The sequence below is a fragment of the Hydrogenophaga sp. SL48 genome, assembly GCF_021729865.1.
In the GTDB taxonomy this organism is placed as follows: domain Bacteria; phylum Pseudomonadota; class Gammaproteobacteria; order Burkholderiales; family Burkholderiaceae_C; genus Hydrogenophaga.
On sequence record NZ_CP063400.1, the window covers coordinates 253,513 to 269,269 of the forward strand.

General features: G+C 67.3%; 13 protein-coding genes. 9 read left to right on the forward strand and 4 right to left on the reverse strand.

Translation table 11 applies throughout. The features are described from left to right. The first annotated feature begins 12 nt into the window (after positions 1-12). The 4 genes from IM738_RS01180 (at position 13) to IM738_RS01195 (ending at position 4,625) form a co-directional block, all read left to right on the forward strand. Positions 13-1,584 (forward strand): ABC transporter substrate-binding protein, encoded by a 1,572-nt coding sequence (locus IM738_RS01180; protein WP_236964084.1) that lies wholly within the window; start codon positions 13-15, stop codon positions 1,582-1,584. Positions 1,585-1,732: 148 nt separating this feature from the next. Further along, positions 1,733-2,641: an ABC transporter permease gene (locus IM738_RS01185; RefSeq protein WP_236964085.1), complete on the forward strand. Its 909-nt coding sequence runs from the start codon at positions 1,733-1,735 to the stop codon at positions 2,639-2,641. Continuing rightward, complete coding sequence (locus IM738_RS01190) at positions 2,638-3,615, forward strand: ABC transporter ATP-binding protein (protein WP_236964086.1); 978 nt, start codon at positions 2,638-2,640, stop codon at positions 3,613-3,615. The genes IM738_RS01185 and IM738_RS01190 overlap by 4 nt, the downstream gene beginning before the upstream one ends. Next, positions 3,612-4,625, forward strand: a complete 1,014-nt coding sequence (locus IM738_RS01195; protein WP_236964087.1) for an ABC transporter ATP-binding protein — start codon at positions 3,612-3,614, stop codon at positions 4,623-4,625. The genes IM738_RS01190 and IM738_RS01195 overlap by 4 nt, the downstream gene beginning before the upstream one ends. Before the next feature lie 243 nt (positions 4,626-4,868). On the opposite strand, the gene IM738_RS01200 is transcribed toward IM738_RS01195, so the two are convergent. Further along, positions 4,869-5,717 (reverse strand): MurR/RpiR family transcriptional regulator, encoded by an 849-nt coding sequence (locus IM738_RS01200; RefSeq protein ID WP_236964088.1) that lies wholly within the window; start codon positions 5,715-5,717, stop codon positions 4,869-4,871. A gap of 59 nt (positions 5,718-5,776) precedes the next feature. Between IM738_RS01200 and tal the strand changes: the two genes are divergently transcribed. Then, positions 5,777-6,718, forward strand: a complete 942-nt coding sequence (tal, locus tag IM738_RS01205) for a transaldolase (protein WP_236964089.1) — start codon at positions 5,777-5,779, stop codon at positions 6,716-6,718. 56 nt (positions 6,719-6,774) lie between these two features. Here the strand turns inward: tal and IM738_RS01210 are convergent, their stop codons facing one another. From IM738_RS01210 to IM738_RS01220, 3 genes are all read right to left on the reverse strand, one after another. After that, on the reverse strand, positions 6,775-8,217 hold the full coding sequence (locus tag IM738_RS01210; RefSeq protein ID WP_236964090.1) for a C13 family peptidase: 1,443 nt from the start codon (positions 8,215-8,217) through the stop codon (positions 6,775-6,777). Positions 8,218-8,299: 82 nt separating this feature from the next. Next, positions 8,300-9,655, reverse strand: coding sequence for a vanadium-dependent haloperoxidase (locus tag IM738_RS01215; protein ID WP_236964091.1), 1,356 nt, complete (start codon positions 9,653-9,655; stop codon positions 8,300-8,302). Beyond that, the gene (locus tag IM738_RS01220) at positions 9,652-11,268 is read right to left on the reverse strand and encodes a CRTAC1 family protein (protein ID WP_236964092.1); all 1,617 of its coding nucleotides are present in this window, start codon (positions 11,266-11,268) and stop codon (positions 9,652-9,654) included. The genes IM738_RS01215 and IM738_RS01220 overlap by 4 nt, the downstream gene beginning before the upstream one ends. A 218-nt stretch (positions 11,269-11,486) precedes the next feature. On the opposite strand from IM738_RS01220, the gene xylF reads away from it, so the two are divergent. From xylF to IM738_RS01240, 4 genes are all read left to right on the forward strand, one after another. Then, complete coding sequence (xylF, locus tag IM738_RS01225; RefSeq protein WP_236964093.1) at positions 11,487-12,506, forward strand: D-xylose ABC transporter substrate-binding protein; 1,020 nt, start codon at positions 11,487-11,489, stop codon at positions 12,504-12,506. A gap of 140 nt (positions 12,507-12,646) precedes the next feature. Continuing rightward, positions 12,647-13,780: a sugar ABC transporter permease gene (locus tag IM738_RS01230; protein WP_336886570.1), complete on the forward strand. Its 1,134-nt coding sequence runs from the start codon at positions 12,647-12,649 to the stop codon at positions 13,778-13,780. After that, positions 13,777-14,571 (forward strand): ATP-binding cassette domain-containing protein, encoded by a 795-nt coding sequence (locus IM738_RS01235; protein ID WP_236964095.1) that lies wholly within the window; start codon positions 13,777-13,779, stop codon positions 14,569-14,571. The genes IM738_RS01230 and IM738_RS01235 overlap by 4 nt, the downstream gene beginning before the upstream one ends. After that, on the forward strand, positions 14,568-15,743 hold the full coding sequence (locus IM738_RS01240; RefSeq protein ID WP_236964096.1) for an ROK family transcriptional regulator: 1,176 nt from the start codon (positions 14,568-14,570) through the stop codon (positions 15,741-15,743). Before IM738_RS01235 ends, IM738_RS01240 begins: the two co-directional genes overlap by 4 nt. The last annotated feature ends 14 nt before the right edge of the window (positions 15,744-15,757 follow it).

Genomic DNA, 15,757 nt, shown 5'->3' on the forward strand with positions numbered 1-15,757 from the left:
AGGAGAGACTTCATGAGCTTCAAACCATCGCTGATCACCGCGCTCGTGCTCACCGGCCTGGCCGGCGCCGCTGCGGCACAAACGGTGCGCATCGGCAACCAGGGGGATGCGTTGTCGATGGACCCGCATTCGCTGAACGAGACGCTGCAACTGAGCGTGACCGGCAACGTCTATGAGCCGCTCGTGACCCGGGACAAAGACCTCCGGCTGGTGCCCGCGCTGGCCACCAGCTGGAAGCAGGTGTCGCCCACGGTCTGGCGTTTCGAGCTGCGCAAAGGCGTGAAATTTCACGATGGCAAGCCCTTCACGGCCGACGACGTGGTGTTCAGCCTGGCCCGCGGAGCGGGTGACGGATCGGACATGCGCTCCTACACCAACGATTTCAAGGAAGTCCGGAAAATCAACGACTTCGCGGTCGAGATCGAGACCAAAGCGCCTTTCCCCATCCTGCCCGATCAGCTCTCGTTCTTCTACATCATGAGCAAGCAGTGGTGCGAAGACAACCAGGCCGTCAAGCCGGTGGACCGGCGCAAGGGCATCGAGAACGCCGCGTCCTTCCGCGCCAACGGCACCGGTCCTTTCCGCCTGCGCGAGCGCCAACCCAACGTCAAAACCAGCTTCGTTCGCAACGGCAGCTACTGGGGCAAGATCGAAGGCAATGTGGTCAACGTGGAATACACCCCCATCGGCAACGACTCCACGCGCGTCGCTGCGCTGCTGTCGGGTCAGGTGGATGTGATCGAACCCGTGCCGGTGCAGGACGTGGCGCGCATCAATGCCAGCGGCAAAGTGAAAGTGTTGCAAGGCCCCGAGTTGCGCTGGGTCTTCCTGGGGCTGGACCAGAAACGCGACGAGCTGCTGTATTCGAGCGTCAAGGGCAAGAACCCGTTCAAGGACAAGCGCGTGCGCCAGGCGTTCTATCAGGCCATCGACATCGTCGGTATCCAGAAGACCGTGATGCGGGGTGCCTCCACGCCGGCCGCCCTGCTCATTGGGCCGGGGGTGAATGGCTTTGATCCCAGCCAGAACACCCGCTTGCCCCACGACCCGGAAGCCTCGAAGAAGTTGCTGGCCGAGGCGGGCTATCCGAACGGGTTCGAGGTCGGCATGAACTGCCCCAACGATCGCTATGTCAACGACGGCAACATCTGTCAGGCCGTCGCGGCCAACCTGGCCAAGGTGGGCGTGAAGGTCAACCTGCAGGTGGAAACCAAGGGCACCTACTTCCCGAAGGTCCTCAAGCGCGACACCAGCTTCTACCTGCTGGGTTGGTCGCCCAGCACCTACGATGCCCACAACGTGCTCAATGCGCTGATGCGCTGCGTGGACGACAAGGGTTCGGGCCAGTTCAACCTGGGGGCCTACTGCAACCCGAAGGTGGATGAGCTGACGCTCAAGGTCCAGTCGGAAACCGACAAGCCCAAACGCGACGCGATGATCAAGGAGGCCTTCAAGCTGCATTCGGACGACGTCGGTCACCTGCCGCTGCACCAGCAGGCACTGGCCTGGGGCATCGGCAGCAATGTGCAGCTGACGCAGCGCGCCGACAACCAGATGCCGTTCCGATACATCTCGGTGAAGTAGTGGAACCCCCCTGCGCCGCCTTCGGCGTCTTCCCCCCAGGGGGACGCCAGCAGCGGCCCGGCGAAGCCGGTTCCGCGCTGGCTCTGGATCGACTCCCCTGCAAACCGGCCAACAGGCTGGTTCATCGACATCGAAAGCGCCTTCGTTGATGGCTTTTGTTCGCCGTTGGCTTGACAGCGACGTCGGCCACAGTTTCCGCTCCTCGCCCACCGCCATGGTGGCGGCGTTGATTGCGTTCATCTGTGTGTTCTGCGCGGTGTTTGCGCCCTGGGTCGCGCCGCACAACCCTTTTGATCTGGCGACCCTGGAGCTGTCGAACGCGCGCCTGCCGCCGGCCTGGATGGAGGGCGGCAGCTCGCAGTTCTGGCTGGGCACGGAAGACCAGGGCCGAGACATCCTCTCGGCGCTGATGTACGGCGCGCGCATCTCGCTGGCCGTGGGGATGTCATCCGTGGTGTTGTCGGTGCTGATTGGCGTGTCGCTGGGCTTGCTGGCGGGCTATCTGGGGGGCTGGACGGACACCGTGCTGATGCGGCTGTGCGACGTGATGCTGTCGTTTCCGCCCATCCTCATCGCTTTGCTGATCGCGGGTGTGGGGCGGGCGCTGTTTCCGGGCGCGCAAGATGCCCTGGCGTTCGGCGTGCTGGTGGTGTCCATCACCCTCACGGGCTGGGTGCAGTACGCGCGCACGGTGCGTGGTTCCACGCTGGTGGAGCGCAGCAAGGAATACGTGCAGGCCGCGCGCGTCACGGGCGTGCCGCCGTTGCGCATCATGCGCCGACATGTGCTGCCCAATGTGATGGGGCCGGTGCTGGTGCTCGCCACGATCCAGGTGGCCACCGCCATCATCACCGAGGCCACGCTGTCGTTCCTGGGCGTTGGCGCGCCGGTGACATCCCCCTCGCTGGGCACGCTCATCCGCAACGGCAACGACTACCTGTTCTCCGGCGAGTGGTGGATCACCATCTTCCCTGGTGCCATGCTGGTGCTGATCGCACTGAGCGTGAACCTGCTGGGCGACTGGCTGCGCGATGCGCTCAACCCCAGATTGCGATGAGTCTGCTTCAAGTCAAAAACCTCGTCGTCGAGTTCCCGCACCGTCGCGGTACCTTGCGCGCGCTGGACGACATCTCTTTCGACATCGCCCCCGGCGAAATCCTCGGCGTGGTGGGCGAATCGGGTGCAGGCAAGTCACTCACAGGCGCGTCCATCATCGGCCTGCTGGAGCCACCGGGGCGCGTGGCGTCGGGCGAGATCCTGCTCGACGGCCGCCGCATCGACAACCTGCCGTTCGCCGAACTGCGCAAGGTGCGTGGCCGCCAGATCGGCGCGATCTTCCAGGACCCGCTGACCTCGCTGAACCCGCTGTATTCGGTGGGGCGCCAACTCATCGAGACCATCACCACCCACCTGCCGGTGAACCCGGCCGAGGCGCGGCAGCGCGCCATCCAGTTGCTGCGCGACACCGGCATCCCGGCGCCCGAGCAGCGCATTCACCATTTCCCGCACCAGTTCAGCGGCGGCATGCGCCAGCGCGTGGTGATCGCGCTCGCGCTGGCGGCCGAGCCCAAGCTCATCGTGGCCGACGAGCCGACCACGGCGCTGGACGTGTCGATCCAGGCGCAGATCATCACCCTGCTCAAGACCATCTGCAAAGAACGCGGCGCGGCGGTGGTGTTGATCACGCACGACATGGGCGTGATCGCCGAGACCTGCGACCGCGTGGCCGTGATGTACGCCGGGCGCATCGCCGAGATCGGCCCGGTGCACGAGGTCATCAACCACCCCGCCCACCCGTACACCAGGGGCCTGATGGCCTGCATCCCCGACATGGGTCAGGACCGCGAGCATCTGCACCAGATCGACGGTGCCATGCCGCGCCTGAACGCGATTCCCCCGGGCTGCGCCTACCACCCGCGTTGTGACCGCGTGATGGACCGCTGCCGCACCCAGCGCCCGGACCTGATGCCGGCGGGTGCCACGCGGGCGGCTTGCTGGCTGCCCGGTGAACCCGGCGAGGGGGCTCCATGAACAACGACCGCCCGGACAACCACCCGCTGGTGCGCGCCACGGACCTGGCCAAGACCTTTGACGTGTCGGCGCCCTGGCTCAATCGCGTGCTGGAGCGCCAGCCGCGCCAGCTGCTGCGCGCGGTGGACGGTGTGTCGTTCGACATCCAGCGCGGCCAGACGCTGGCGCTGGTGGGCGAATCGGGCTGTGGCAAGAGCACGGTCGCGCGCCTGCTGGTGGGCCTGTACGAGCCCACGCGCGGCGGCTTTCAGTTCGATGGGCAAGAGGCACACGCCGCGTTCAAGACGCCGCAAGGCCGCCAGCTGCGCCGTCGCATCCAGATGATTTTTCAGGACCCGTACGCGAGCCTGAACCCGCGCTGGCGGGTGCAGGACATCGTGGCCGAGCCGTTGATCGAACACGGCATCGCGTCCGAGCCCGCTGCCCTGCGTGCGAGGGTCGATGAGCTGCTGCATTCGGTGGGCCTGTCGCCGCAGGACGCCTCGAAGTACCCGCACCAGTTCTCGGGCGGGCAGCGTCAGCGCATCTCGATCGCGCGGGCCCTGGCCACGCAGCCTGAGTTTCTGGTGTGCGACGAGCCCACCAGCGCGCTGGACGTGAGCGTGCAGGCGCAGGTGCTGAACATCATGAAAGACCTGCAGCGCGAGCGGGGCCTGACCTACCTGTTCATCAGCCACAACCTGGCGGTGGTTCGGCACGTGAGCGACCAGGTGGGCGTGATGTACCTGGGGCGGCTGGTGGAGCTGGCGCCGAAGTACACGCTGTTCGACAGCCCACGCCATCCCTACACGCGTATGTTGCTGGACGCGATCCCGAAGATGCACGACACCGGGCGGGCGCGCGTGCCCGTGTCGGGCGAAGTGCCGAACCCGCTGAACCCGCCCACGGGTTGTGCGTTCAATCCTCGGTGCCCGCATGCGAACGAGCGGTGTCGCAACGAGCGGCCCGTTTTGTTGGGTGTTGGGGATGCGCGAGTGGCCTGTCACGCGGTGGAAGAAGGGCGCATCTGACGCTCAGACAGATGGGCGTTGGCGCGGACAACGGGCGCTCCCCTCCGCGAATGTCCCCCGGCCTGCGGCCTCCTCCTTTATTTCGCTGCGGGAAGCACCCGTTGTCCTGAGAAAGTGGAGCGAAGTGTCTTCAAGGCCAGGATGCCGTGGCTTCGGCTGCGCCGAGCCGCAGGCATCGTCCCCCTCTGGGGGAAGACGCGAAGCGGCGCAGGGGGACGCTTGACCTGTGCGCAACGCGCACGGTCAAGCGTATCTTTTACTTCTCAGGTTGTTCTTCATCTCCTTCAGCAGCGGTTGCAGCTTGTTGCCGCCGATGCGCAGCGCGAGACAGGTGGCCACCACGTCGATCACCATCAGGTGCATCAGGCGCGAGGTCATGGGGCTGTAGCGGTCGTAGCCCTCGGGGTGGTCGGCTGAAAGGTGGATGTGGCCGGCGGTCGCGAGCGGTGAACCGCTGGCGGTGATCACGATCACCGTGGCGCCGTGCTTGCGCGCGATGTCGGCGGCGTCCATCAGGTCGCGCGTGCGGCCCGAGTTGGAGACGATCACCAGGCAGTCGCCCGGGCCGAGCAGCGAGGCGCTCATCACCTGCATGTGGCCGTCGCTGTAGGCGATGGCGTTGATGCCGAGGCGGAAGAACTTGTGTTGTGCGTCCTGGGCCACGATGCCCGAGTTGCCAGCGCCGTAGAACTCGATGCGGCCCCGGTTCTTGTAGGTGGCGAGCAGCGCATCGACCGCTTTTTCGATGGAGTGCGTGGACGCGTCGTTGCGGTACTTCAGGAACGCAGCCACCGTGTTGTCGATCACCTTCACCAGCACGTCGCCCACCTTGTCGTCCACGTCCACGCTGCGGTGGATGAAAGGCACACCTTCGCTGACCGTGCCGGCCAGCTTGAGCTTGAAATCCGACAGGCCGTCGTAGCCCATGCTGCGGCAGAAACGCACCACGGTGGGCTTGCTCACGTGGGACCGTTCGGCGAGCTCCGACACGGGCAAACTGGCAAAACTGCGCGGGTCGAGCAACACGAGTTTGCCCACGCGCTGTTCGGCGGGCGCGAGCGAGGGCAGGGAGGCTTTGATGCGGTCGAGCATGGCGTTGTCTCTGAGTTACCGAGTTATCATGAAACCTTATTACACCTGATAATCGCGACATGAACCAGCTTGACGCACTCAAACAACTCACCACCGTGGTCGCTGACACCGGCGACTTCAACCAGATCGCGGCCTTTTCCCCGCGCGATGCGACCACCAACCCGTCGTTGATCCTGAAGGCGGTGCAGAAGCCCGAATACGCCCACCTGCTCAAGGATGCGGTGGCGAAACACGGCAGCCAGGGCCCGGACGAGGTGATGAACCGCCTGCTCGTGGCGTTTGGCTGCGAGATCCTGAAACACATCCCCGGTCGCGTCTCCACCGAGGTGGACGCCCGCCTGAGCTTCGACACCGAAGCCACCGTGACGCGCGCGCGCCGCATCATCGACCTGTACCAGGGCGAGGGGGTGCACATCGACCGTGTGCTGATCAAGATCGCTTCCACCTGGGAAGGCATCCAGGCCGCGGCCCGCCTGGAGCGCGATGGCATCCACACCAACCTGACGCTGCTGTTCTCATTCGCCCAGGCCGTGGCCTGCGGTCAGGCCAAGGTGCAGCTGATCTCGCCCTTCGTGGGCCGCATCTACGACTGGTACAAAAAGAGCGCTGGCGCTGCTTGGGACGAAGCCGCGATGGCGGGCGCCAACGACCCGGGCGTGAAATCGGTGCGCGCGATCTACCACTTCTACAAGAAGCACGGCATCGCCACCGAGGTGATGGGCGCGAGCTTTCGCAACGTGGGCCAGATCACGGCACTGGCCGGCTGCGACCTGCTGACCATCAGCCCGGACCTGCTGGCCCAGCTGGCGGCCAGCGAGGCGGCCTTGCCCCGGGCGCTGGACGCCGAGGCCGCGAAGGCGATGGACATTCCGTTCGTGCAGTACGACGAAGCCGGTTTCCGCTTTGCGATGAACGAGGACGCGATGGCGACCGAGAAGCTGGCCGAAGGCATCCGCGCGTTCGTGGCGGACACGATCAAACTGGAAGGCATGATGCGCTGACCCCGGCGCCTCCTGATGGAACAACGGCACCCGAGGGTGCCGTTTTTTTTGACGTGTCAGCGGCCTTGTGCCGTCATCCACCGCGCCCAGTGCGCCTTGAAGGCAGCTCCCGCATGGATCTGCGGATTGGAAAAACCATCGGTCTTTCTGGCGTCGGTTTCGCGCTGGCGGATCACTGGCACCGCCTGGGCAAAGGCGTCTTCCAGCGAGCGGGTGCGCCGCAAGGCCTCGTCGAACACCGCCCTCCCGAAAAAGGTCAGCTCCGACTTGTTGCCGCAGCCGTAGGAGGTGTGGTCGGCGTCGGCGGCGGTCATCACCAGCGTGCCCTCGCCGCGCAGGGGCGCGACCCAGCCGCCCGAGTAACACGCCGAGATCGCGATGGCCCGGTGGCGGATGCCGGCCTCGTCGAGCCACTGGCGCACCTGCGCGGCCGTCAGGTCGTTGACCTCCAGAGGCCAGTGGGACGATGCGATGCGGTGGTCGGCGCCGCCGTGCGAGGTGATGTAGAGCACCAGCACGTCCTGCTCTCGGCGCATTTTCTGGGCGACCGCCTGGATCGCCTTCTGCAGGTTCCTCGGCGTGGCCCAGGGCGTGGCCTGCGTGGCCGAGGCGTGGTTCAGCAGTTGGACCACCCGGTCTTTCGCGTCCAGCCGCTGCTGCATGACATCGCTGACCATGGCGCTCTCGCGCAGGAAGACGTCTTGCGCGTAGGGCGCGTACACCAGGCCAAAGACCTGGATCTCGGCGGCGCTCTCCCCTGGAACGCCCGCCAGTGCCTGGTCCAGCAGCATCTCCTGGGCCTCGAACACCTCCTGGCTGAGCGTCAGAACGGGACGGTCGACTTCGTCAGACGCAGTGGCTACCCACGAAGAACTGTTCAGCGAGAGGGTTTCGACCACCTGCAAGCCCATCAGGGAGATGACCGCAAAAGCCAGCCAGCCCGGGTGGGGCTGCAAGCGCTGCGTGATGCGCCACACACAGACACCCAGCCAGCCGGTCATCACCCCGAACAAGACCCACGAGGTGTGCTGGTTCATCAGCCACACGGGCAGTTGCTCGTGAACCCACAGGCTCGCCCAGAGGATCGAGACCCCGATCAGTGGCAAAGAGGCGAGGGCGTACAGCAGCACCCAGGCCGCCGTGGGCATGGCATGGCGGGTGGACTGCGAGCGCGCGTGCATCGCCAGCCAGCTCAGCAACACGACAAAGGCCCACGGCACCAGGCCATACAGCCAGCCGGGCAGTGAAAACGCGGCCTCGCCAGGGATCAGGAGGCGTTCCCCGGCGAGCGCCAGCAGCTGGTAGGCCAGCACCGCCAGCAGCAGCGCGGCGGGCCTGACCGTGTGTGGCAGGTCGCCGAGTCGCCGGCCGGTGGCGGCGCGCCAGGCCTGCCGGGCCCACAGACCGGCCTGCGCTTCCGGTGACGGCACGGCGGGCGTGGGACGGGTCTCCCTCGGTGTCGGTAAAGCGTCGGTGGTGGTTGGGTGTTCGTCTGACAAGGCGGGGCTCCTCCTGGATGGCCTGACGAGCCTACCAGCGAAGGAGAAGGGCCACGAACCCGCCGTGTGGGAGCAGCTGCGATCAGGGCGCCATGGCCAGGCCGATCACGCGTTCGGCCACACAGCGGCCCTGCGTCTTGCCGCTTTCAATGCCGCTGCGGAAGTGGATGCCCGCGTAGAGGCGCGAGACCGCGGCCTCGTCCGCCGCCGCGCGGAAGCTGGCAAAGCTGCGCGGCCCCCAGCCCCGGTCGTTGTGGGCGTTGTCGGTGAAGCGGGTGCGAGCGCCGAACTCGTGCTCCAGCACCCCCGCCGCCGCAGACGACAGCACCGAGTGGCCGGAGGGGTATTCGGGGAATGGCGGGGTGTTCATCAGCGTCGGCACCCACTGGCTGTCGATCGTCAGTTGCACGGCGGTGACCGGGCGCATCAGGTTGACCGTGTACTTGGTTTTCCAGGTGGCGATGAAGGCGTCGGCCATCGCCAGGTGCAGGCGCGCGTAGACCCGGGCCGCCCGGGCCAGGCTGGCCTTGTGGTCTTTGAGCAGGTCGGTGGCGATGAAAGACCAGTGGCCGGCCGGCGTGGGCGTTTTCAGCGGATCGTCGGCCCAGTACAGGGAGAACTGCCGCTGCTCTTGCGTGGCCGCACGGCTGATGCGGTGGACCTCTTCGGCCTCCTGCTGAAACGCCGAGCCGGCCTGTTCCGAGTAGGCCGGTGGGGGAGGGGCCGGGCAGGCATCGGCGCGCGGCAGTGCAAACGGGCGCACATCGCCCCACCACGGCAGCAGGGCGGGGGCGAAGTTGGGGGGTGTCGGTGTCCACTGACCGGCACCGCTGGGTGGCACATAGGTCGACTGCTGGCGGCGCAGCGGGCCCCAGGCCTCGTGGCCACCGTCGGTGCGCGCCCAGGTCATGATGGCCATCGCCATCAGCTTGCCAAAGGTTTCTGAGCGGGTGCGCACCTCGGCGCCGATCACCTGTGGATCAAAGTCGCGCGCCAGCTTCTGCGGCAGGCTGCGTTCGAGCAGGTCGATGCGCGTGCGGTTCTCGGCGCTCGCGTGGGGAAACATCATGCGCGTCATGCCCGCCATGGCCGAGTGGGCCACGGTGGGCCAATGCAAGACCTCGTCGGGCTGCGCCCAGGGGAGCGACTGCAGCTCGTTGAGCTGGCCCGCCAGACTGCGGTGGCCCGGCATGCCCGCCACCACCGATTCGTACAGCGTCAGGCTCAGGTAGGCGAGCGCGCGCGAGGCCACCGGTGGGCTCATGCCCGGGGTCTGCTGGGTGAGCTGCTGCGCCAGGGCAAACCACTCGGTGGCCACCTCGGCGCTGTAGGTTTCGGCCGGGAGCGAGGGGTTGGGCGGTGTCTGCGCCATGGCGCGCCCGGCGACGCCGATGGCACACAGCGCGAGCAGCCACGCGGCCAGGGTGCGGCGGATCATGGTGCCCTCCAGAAGGTCAGGCCCGCTGGGCTGGCCGTGTAGAAGCGGTCGGCCTCGACGGGTTGCCAGGCGGTCCAGTCGCCGTGGGGCCACTGCACGCGAACTTGCGCGCGGCCCGCCGCGCCGAGGCCGAAGTGCATCCAGCCCAGGTGGCCGCTGGCGTGGCCGCCGCCCACGGTCAGCTCCTGGCGCTGCACGGTGGCGCTGCCGTCCGTGCCCGAGCGCACCTCGACCCAGGCGCCCACGGCGTCGTGGTTGCCACCGTCCTGCCGCAGCCGCAGCTGCAGCCAGTGCGCCTGTTCGGCGGGGCTGCTGGGCAGCTGGCGCCACAGCTGCGCGCGGTCGCCCCGGTTGACCACCACCACGTCCAGCAGACCGTCGCCGTTGAAGTCCACCACCTGGCCACCGCGCCCGCGCAGCACGCTGGCGAGGCCTGCGGTGTGGCCGGCTTCGACAAACTGGCCGTCGGCGGCCTGCAGCAGCAGGTTGTTCGGGTCGAGTGCCGCAAAGTCCGGCATGGAAGAGACATTGCCCTTCACCACAAACAGGTCGGCCCGGCCGTCGTTGTTGAGGTCGGCGAACTGGGCGTGCCAGGCGGTGGAGGGCCGCACGTCACCTCCCACATACGGTCGGTGCGCAGTGGCGCCGCGCTTGAAGGCGGTGTCGGTGTAGCGCGGCTGTGCCGGCCCGGCCTCCAGGGTCTGCAGCTTGTTGTCGGACATGCTGGTGAGGAACAGCTCGGGGTAACCGTCGCCCGTCAGGTCGTGGCTGGCGATGCCCATGCCCCAGATCTGCAGCGGCTTCCAGCCGTCGGCCGGGCCGTAGCGTTCGGGCGCGCCGCCCGCGGGTATGCGCCAGAGCTGTTCTTCGCCACCCTTGTAGTACTCGCGGTCGTTGCTCACGCGCAGCGACGCGGTGCCCGAACGGTTCCAGTCGGAAAACAGCATCGAGAGCGCGCAGTGCCCGGGCATCAGCGGCGTGGCGGGCAGGTAGCCGCCCTCCGCCCGGGGCCGCATCAGCAGGGCCGGGGTGCAGCTGCCCCAGGGAAAGTCGGGTCTGCTGCGGTCGGTGTAGGTGCCGATGGCCAGCGTCGGCCAGCGCTGGCCGCGTTCCCAGGTGGCCGACATCGCGGTGTGCCAGCCGTTGCCGGTGCGCAGGCCCCAGGCCCCGTTGGCCGGCTCGAAGCGGCACTGGCCCAGCCCCCGGAACACCTGCACCTCGCCCACCCGCAGCACCACCAGGTCGGTGTTGCCATCGCCGTCGATGTCCAGCGGGTAGGCACCGATGGCGTTGGTGGTCTCCAGCCCCGAGCGGTGTTCCTGCAGTTTCAGGGCCTGCCCGCGCAGGCTGCGGTTGCGGTAGAAGCGGGCCTTGCCGACGCCCGCCGTCACATACAGATCGGGCAGCCCGTCGCTGTCGCAGTCGAAGGTCGCGACGCCACCACCCACGACGTATTCGTCGTCGCCCTCGAAGCGGCTTTGCAGACCGGCGCTCTCGGTCTCTTCGGCGAAGCGCGGCACCGCTGGCGGTGGCCCGGCGGCGTCGGACAGCGCCGGCGGTCCCAGGGTCAGGCAGACACAGAGACCGGGCAGGAGTGAGCGGATCGGACGCACGCGGGACCTTTTGAACGGGATGGGTTTCGGTGCATCTTATTAAGTTCAATCAACAAACTATGTCGGGTTTGTCCCAATTGGTGTCCGGGCAGCAGCGGTTGAATAATTAGTTCGTCGTCCGCACTAAGTGGCTTGAGCGAGGGGCCAGCGACACGATGCATCCCACAATCCGTTCAAAAACCATGGCCTGGTGCGCAGGCCGTTCACAGGAGACAAGAATGAAACTGAAGACAACTTTGACCGCCCTGGCGCTGGGTCTGGCCAGCGCCGGCGCGTTTGCCCAGGTCGTGGGCGTGAGCTGGTCCAATTTCCAGGAAGAGCGCTGGAAGACCGACGAGAAGGCGATCAAGGACCAACTCACCAAGCTGGGCGCCAGCTACATCAGCGCCGACGCGGGCGGCTCGCCTGAGAAGCAGCTGTCGGACGTGGACTCGCTGATCGCCAAGGGCGCCAAGGTGCTCATCATCCTGGCCATGGACAAGGACGCGATCCTGCCGGCGGTCAACAAGGCCGGCCAGCAGAAGATCCCGGTGGTGGCCTACGACCGCCTGATCGAAGCGCCCGGCGTGTTCTACATCACCTTCGACAACGTCGAGGTGGGCCGCATGCAGGCGCGCGCCGTGCTCGAAGCCAAGCCCAAGGGCAACTACGTGATGATCAAAGGCTCGCCCACCGACCCGAACGCCAACTTCCTGCGCGGCGGACAGCAAGAGGTGCTGGACGCGGCGATCAAGAAGGGTGACATCAAGATCGTTGGCGAGGAATACACCGACGGCTGGAAGCCCGAAGTGGCGCAGAAGAACATGGAGCAGATCATCACCAAGACCGGCGGCAAGATCGACGCCGTGGTGGCCTCCAACGACGGCACGGCCGGCGGCGTCGTGGCGGCACTGAGCGCCAAGGGCATCAAGGGCATTCCGGTTTCGGGCCAGGACGGCGACCACGCGGCGCTCAACCGCGTCGCCATGGGTTCGCAGACCGTGTCGGTCTGGAAAGACGCACGCGACCTCGGCCGCGATGCCGCCTCCGCTGCGGTGTCCCTGGCCAAGGGCCAGAAGGTGGCCTCGGCGCAGACCTGGAACGGCGGCGAAAAGAAGATAGCCCTGCAGGCCCAGTTCCTCAAGCCGGTGCCGGTCACGGCCAAGAACCTGGACCTCGTGGTCAAGGCCGGCTGGATCAAGAAGGACGACCTGTGCAAGGGTGTGGACGGCGCGAAAGGGCCGGCCGCCTGCAAGTGAGTTGTTTGATCTCCTGATGGATGGAGGCCTTCGGACCGCAGGCTGGTTCAGCCTGCGGTCTTTTTTATCGACGGAGTGCGTTTGTGAGCCCTGATTCCAATGTCCTGAGACAGCTGGCCATCGACTGGCGGCTGGTGCTGATGGGGCTCGTCCTGGTGGCGACCGCCACCGTGTTCAACATCCTCTCGGGCGGCCTGTTTCTCTCGCCCGAGAACCTCTACAACATCGCGCAGCAGACGGCGGTGGTCGGCATCGTGGCCACCGTGGTCGTGCTCGTGATCGTGGCGCGCCACATCGACCTCTCGGTGGGCTCGGTGATGGGTTTTGTCGGCGTGCTGATCGCCACGCTGATGTACACCGCCGGCTGGCATTGGGTCGAGGCCTCGCTGGCCGGGCTGGGGGTGGCGATCGCGGTGTCGGTCTACCAGGGCGCGCTGACGGCGATGCTGGGCGTGCCGTCGTTCGTGGTCACGCTGGGCGGCCTGATGTCGTTCCGCGGCGCGGCCTTCCTGGTGGCCGACGGCAAGACGCAGCCGGTCAACGACCTGTTCTTCCAGCGGCTTGGTGGGGGCTTCGACGGCGCCATCGGCGTGCAGGCCAGCTGGGTGCTGGCCGCCGTGCTGGTGGCGGCGCTGTGCCTGCAGACGGTGCTGCGGCGGCGCGCCAAGGCCTCGTACGACGTGCCCAACCCGCCACTGTGGCTGGACGCGCTGGTCGCGGCGGTGCCGGCGCTGATCGTGGTGGGCTTTGTCGCGACCATGAACGCCTACCAGATCGCCACCAAGGACGCGCCGCAGGGCGTGCCGATCCCGGTGCTGATCTGGGGCGGCGTGGCGCTGGTGCTGTCGTTCATCGTGCACCGCACGCGCTTCGGGCGCTACGTGTTCGCCATGGGCGGCAACCCAGAGGCGGCGGCGCTGGTCGGCATCCCGGTGCGCCGGGTGACGCTGATGCTGTTTGCGCTGATGGGTGTGCTCATCACCATCGCGGCGATGGTGTCGATCGCGCGCCTGAACGCCGGCACCAACTCGCTGGGCACCGGCATGGAGCTGTACGTGATCGCGGCGGCGGTCATCGGCGGCACCTCGCTCGCCGGCGGCAGCGGCTCGATCCTGGGCTCGGTGCTGGGCGCGCTGATCATGCAGAGCATCGACAGCGGCCTGCTGCTGCTGGACATCTCCATCGGCCTGCGCTACGTGATCATCGGCCAGGTGCTGATCGTGGCCGTGGTGTTCGACGTGGTGTACCGCCGCATGACGGGAGACACGGCATGACCGCTCCTTTGGTGGAAATGCGCCAGATCGGCAAGTCGTTCGGTGGCGTGCGTGCGGTGGACGGCGTGTCGATCAACCTGCACCCCGGTGAGGTGGTGGCCTTGCTCGGCCACAACGGCGCGGGCAAATCGACGCTGATGAAGATGCTCGCCGGGGCTTACCCCATCGACAGTGGCGAGGTGCTGATCAACGGCGAGAAGGCCCACATCCGCACGCCGGTCGATGCCCAGCGCTGCGGCATCGAGTCGATCTACCAGACGCTGGCGCTGGCCGACAACCTCGACGCGGTGGCCAACCTGTTCCTCGGGCGCGAGCTGCTCACGCGCTGGAACACGCTGGACGACCACCGCATGGACGCCGAGGCGCGCAAGGTGTTCCATCGTCTGAACAAGAACTTCAAGAACGTCAGCACGCCGGTGCGCCGCCTCTCGGGCGGACAGCGGCAGGTGGTGGCGATCTCGCGCGCCATCTACTTCAACGCGCGCATCCTGATCATGGACGAGCCCACCGCCGCGCTGGGGCCGGAAGAGACGGCGATGGTGGGCAACCTCGTGCGCCAGCTGAAGGCCGAGGGCGTGGGCATCTTTCTGATCACCCACGACATGCCAGACGTGTTCGGCCTGAGCGACCGGCTGGCGGTGATGAAAAACGGCCGACTGGTCGGCACCCACCGGACCACCGAGGTCACCGAGGACGAGGTCCTTGGCATGATCATCGCTGGCAAACAACCCGAGGGAAAAGCGCAGGACCACGGCCTCGGCGGCCCGGTGCTTTCCACGACCACCACATGAAAACCACCGGCGACCAGCAATTGGTCAAACGCATCAACCGCAGCGTGCTGCTGCGCCTGCTGAGGCACCACAGCGGCCTCTCGCGGGCGCAGCTCGCGCAGGAAAGCGGGCTGACCAAATCGACCGTGAGCCAGCTCGTGCGTGAGCTGATCGACGAGGGCTGGATCGCCGAAACCGGCCTCGCCGCCGCCAAGGGCCTGGGCCGCCCCTCGACGCCCTTGCGCATCGACGGCAGCCGCCGCGCGATGATCGGCGTCGAAATCGCGGTCGAGGCGCTGCGGGTGGTGGGCGTGTCGCTCACCGGCGAGGTGCTGTGGTCGATCGAGGAAGCGCTGGTCGATCATGCGCCCGGCCCGGTGTGCCAGCAGGTGGCGCGGCTGGTGGTGCTCGCGCACGCAGCGCTCGCCGCGCGCTCGGTGGTGGTCTCGGGCATCGGCATCGGCCTGCCCGGCGCGTTCGACGAAGCCACGGGCACGGTGCGTTTCGCGCCCAACCTGGGCTGGCGCAACGTGGGCTTTCTGCCGCTGATCACCCGCGCGCTGGCCGAGGCGGGCGCGCCGCCGGTGGCGGTGCACGTGCAGAACGAAGCCGACACCGCCGCGCTCAGCGAATACGAGTTCGCGGAGGGCGATGTGGTGGACTCGCTGATCTTTGTGACCTGCGGCGTCGGCGTCGGTGCCGGCATCGTGCTCAACGACCGCCTGTTCACCGGGCTGCAGGGCATGGCCGGTGAAATCGGCCACAGCATCCTGCAGTTCGACGGACCGGCCTGCTCCTGCGGACGCAAGGGCTGCGCCGAAACCTTTTTCGGCGCCAGGGCGCTGGACCGCCTGCCCGACCCGGCGCAAGGCGGCGTGTTCCTCGGCGTCGTGCTGCAGAACCTCTGGACCACCTTCAACCCCGGGGCCCTGGTGGTCGGCGGGCCGTCGTGCGAGCGCCACCCCGGCATCGTGCGCCAGGCCCGCGACACGCTGGAGGCCTACGCGGCCAGCGCCGGCGTGCCCGCGCCGATGGTGCGGCCCGCGCGCTACGGGCTGCTGGCCTCGGCCGTCGGCGCGGCCGCGTTGGTGCTGCACCACGACCTTCGGCCGATGCACGCGCGCGCCGTGACGGCCGCGCCGGGCGAACCCGAACCCCTTCCCGATTTCACGGCGCACCAAGCCCTTCACTGATTTCCTGTTTTATC

Coding starts and splice junctions, on each gene's coding strand:
- IM738_RS01240 (WP_236964096.1), top strand. CDS start 14,568: ATGAAAACCACCGGCGACCAGCAATTGGTCAAACGCATCAACCGCAGC.
- IM738_RS01195 (WP_236964087.1), top strand. CDS start 3,612: ATGAACAACGACCGCCCGGACAACCACCCGCTGGTGCGCGCCACGGAC.
- IM738_RS01185 (WP_236964085.1), top strand. CDS start 1,733: ATGGCTTTTGTTCGCCGTTGGCTTGACAGCGACGTCGGCCACAGTTTC.
- IM738_RS01235 (WP_236964095.1), top strand. CDS start 13,777: ATGACCGCTCCTTTGGTGGAAATGCGCCAGATCGGCAAGTCGTTCGGT.
- IM738_RS01200 (WP_236964088.1), bottom strand. CDS start 5,717: ATGCTCGACCGCATCAAAGCCTCCCTGCCCTCGCTCGCGCCCGCCGAA.
- tal (WP_236964089.1), top strand. CDS start 5,777: ATGAACCAGCTTGACGCACTCAAACAACTCACCACCGTGGTCGCTGAC.
- IM738_RS01180 (WP_236964084.1), top strand. CDS start 13: ATGAGCTTCAAACCATCGCTGATCACCGCGCTCGTGCTCACCGGCCTG.
- xylF (WP_236964093.1), top strand. CDS start 11,487: ATGAAACTGAAGACAACTTTGACCGCCCTGGCGCTGGGTCTGGCCAGC.
- IM738_RS01230 (WP_336886570.1), top strand. CDS start 12,647: ATGGGGCTCGTCCTGGTGGCGACCGCCACCGTGTTCAACATCCTCTCG.
- IM738_RS01215 (WP_236964091.1), bottom strand. CDS start 9,655: ATGATCCGCCGCACCCTGGCCGCGTGGCTGCTCGCGCTGTGTGCCATC.
- IM738_RS01190 (WP_236964086.1), top strand. CDS start 2,638: ATGAGTCTGCTTCAAGTCAAAAACCTCGTCGTCGAGTTCCCGCACCGT.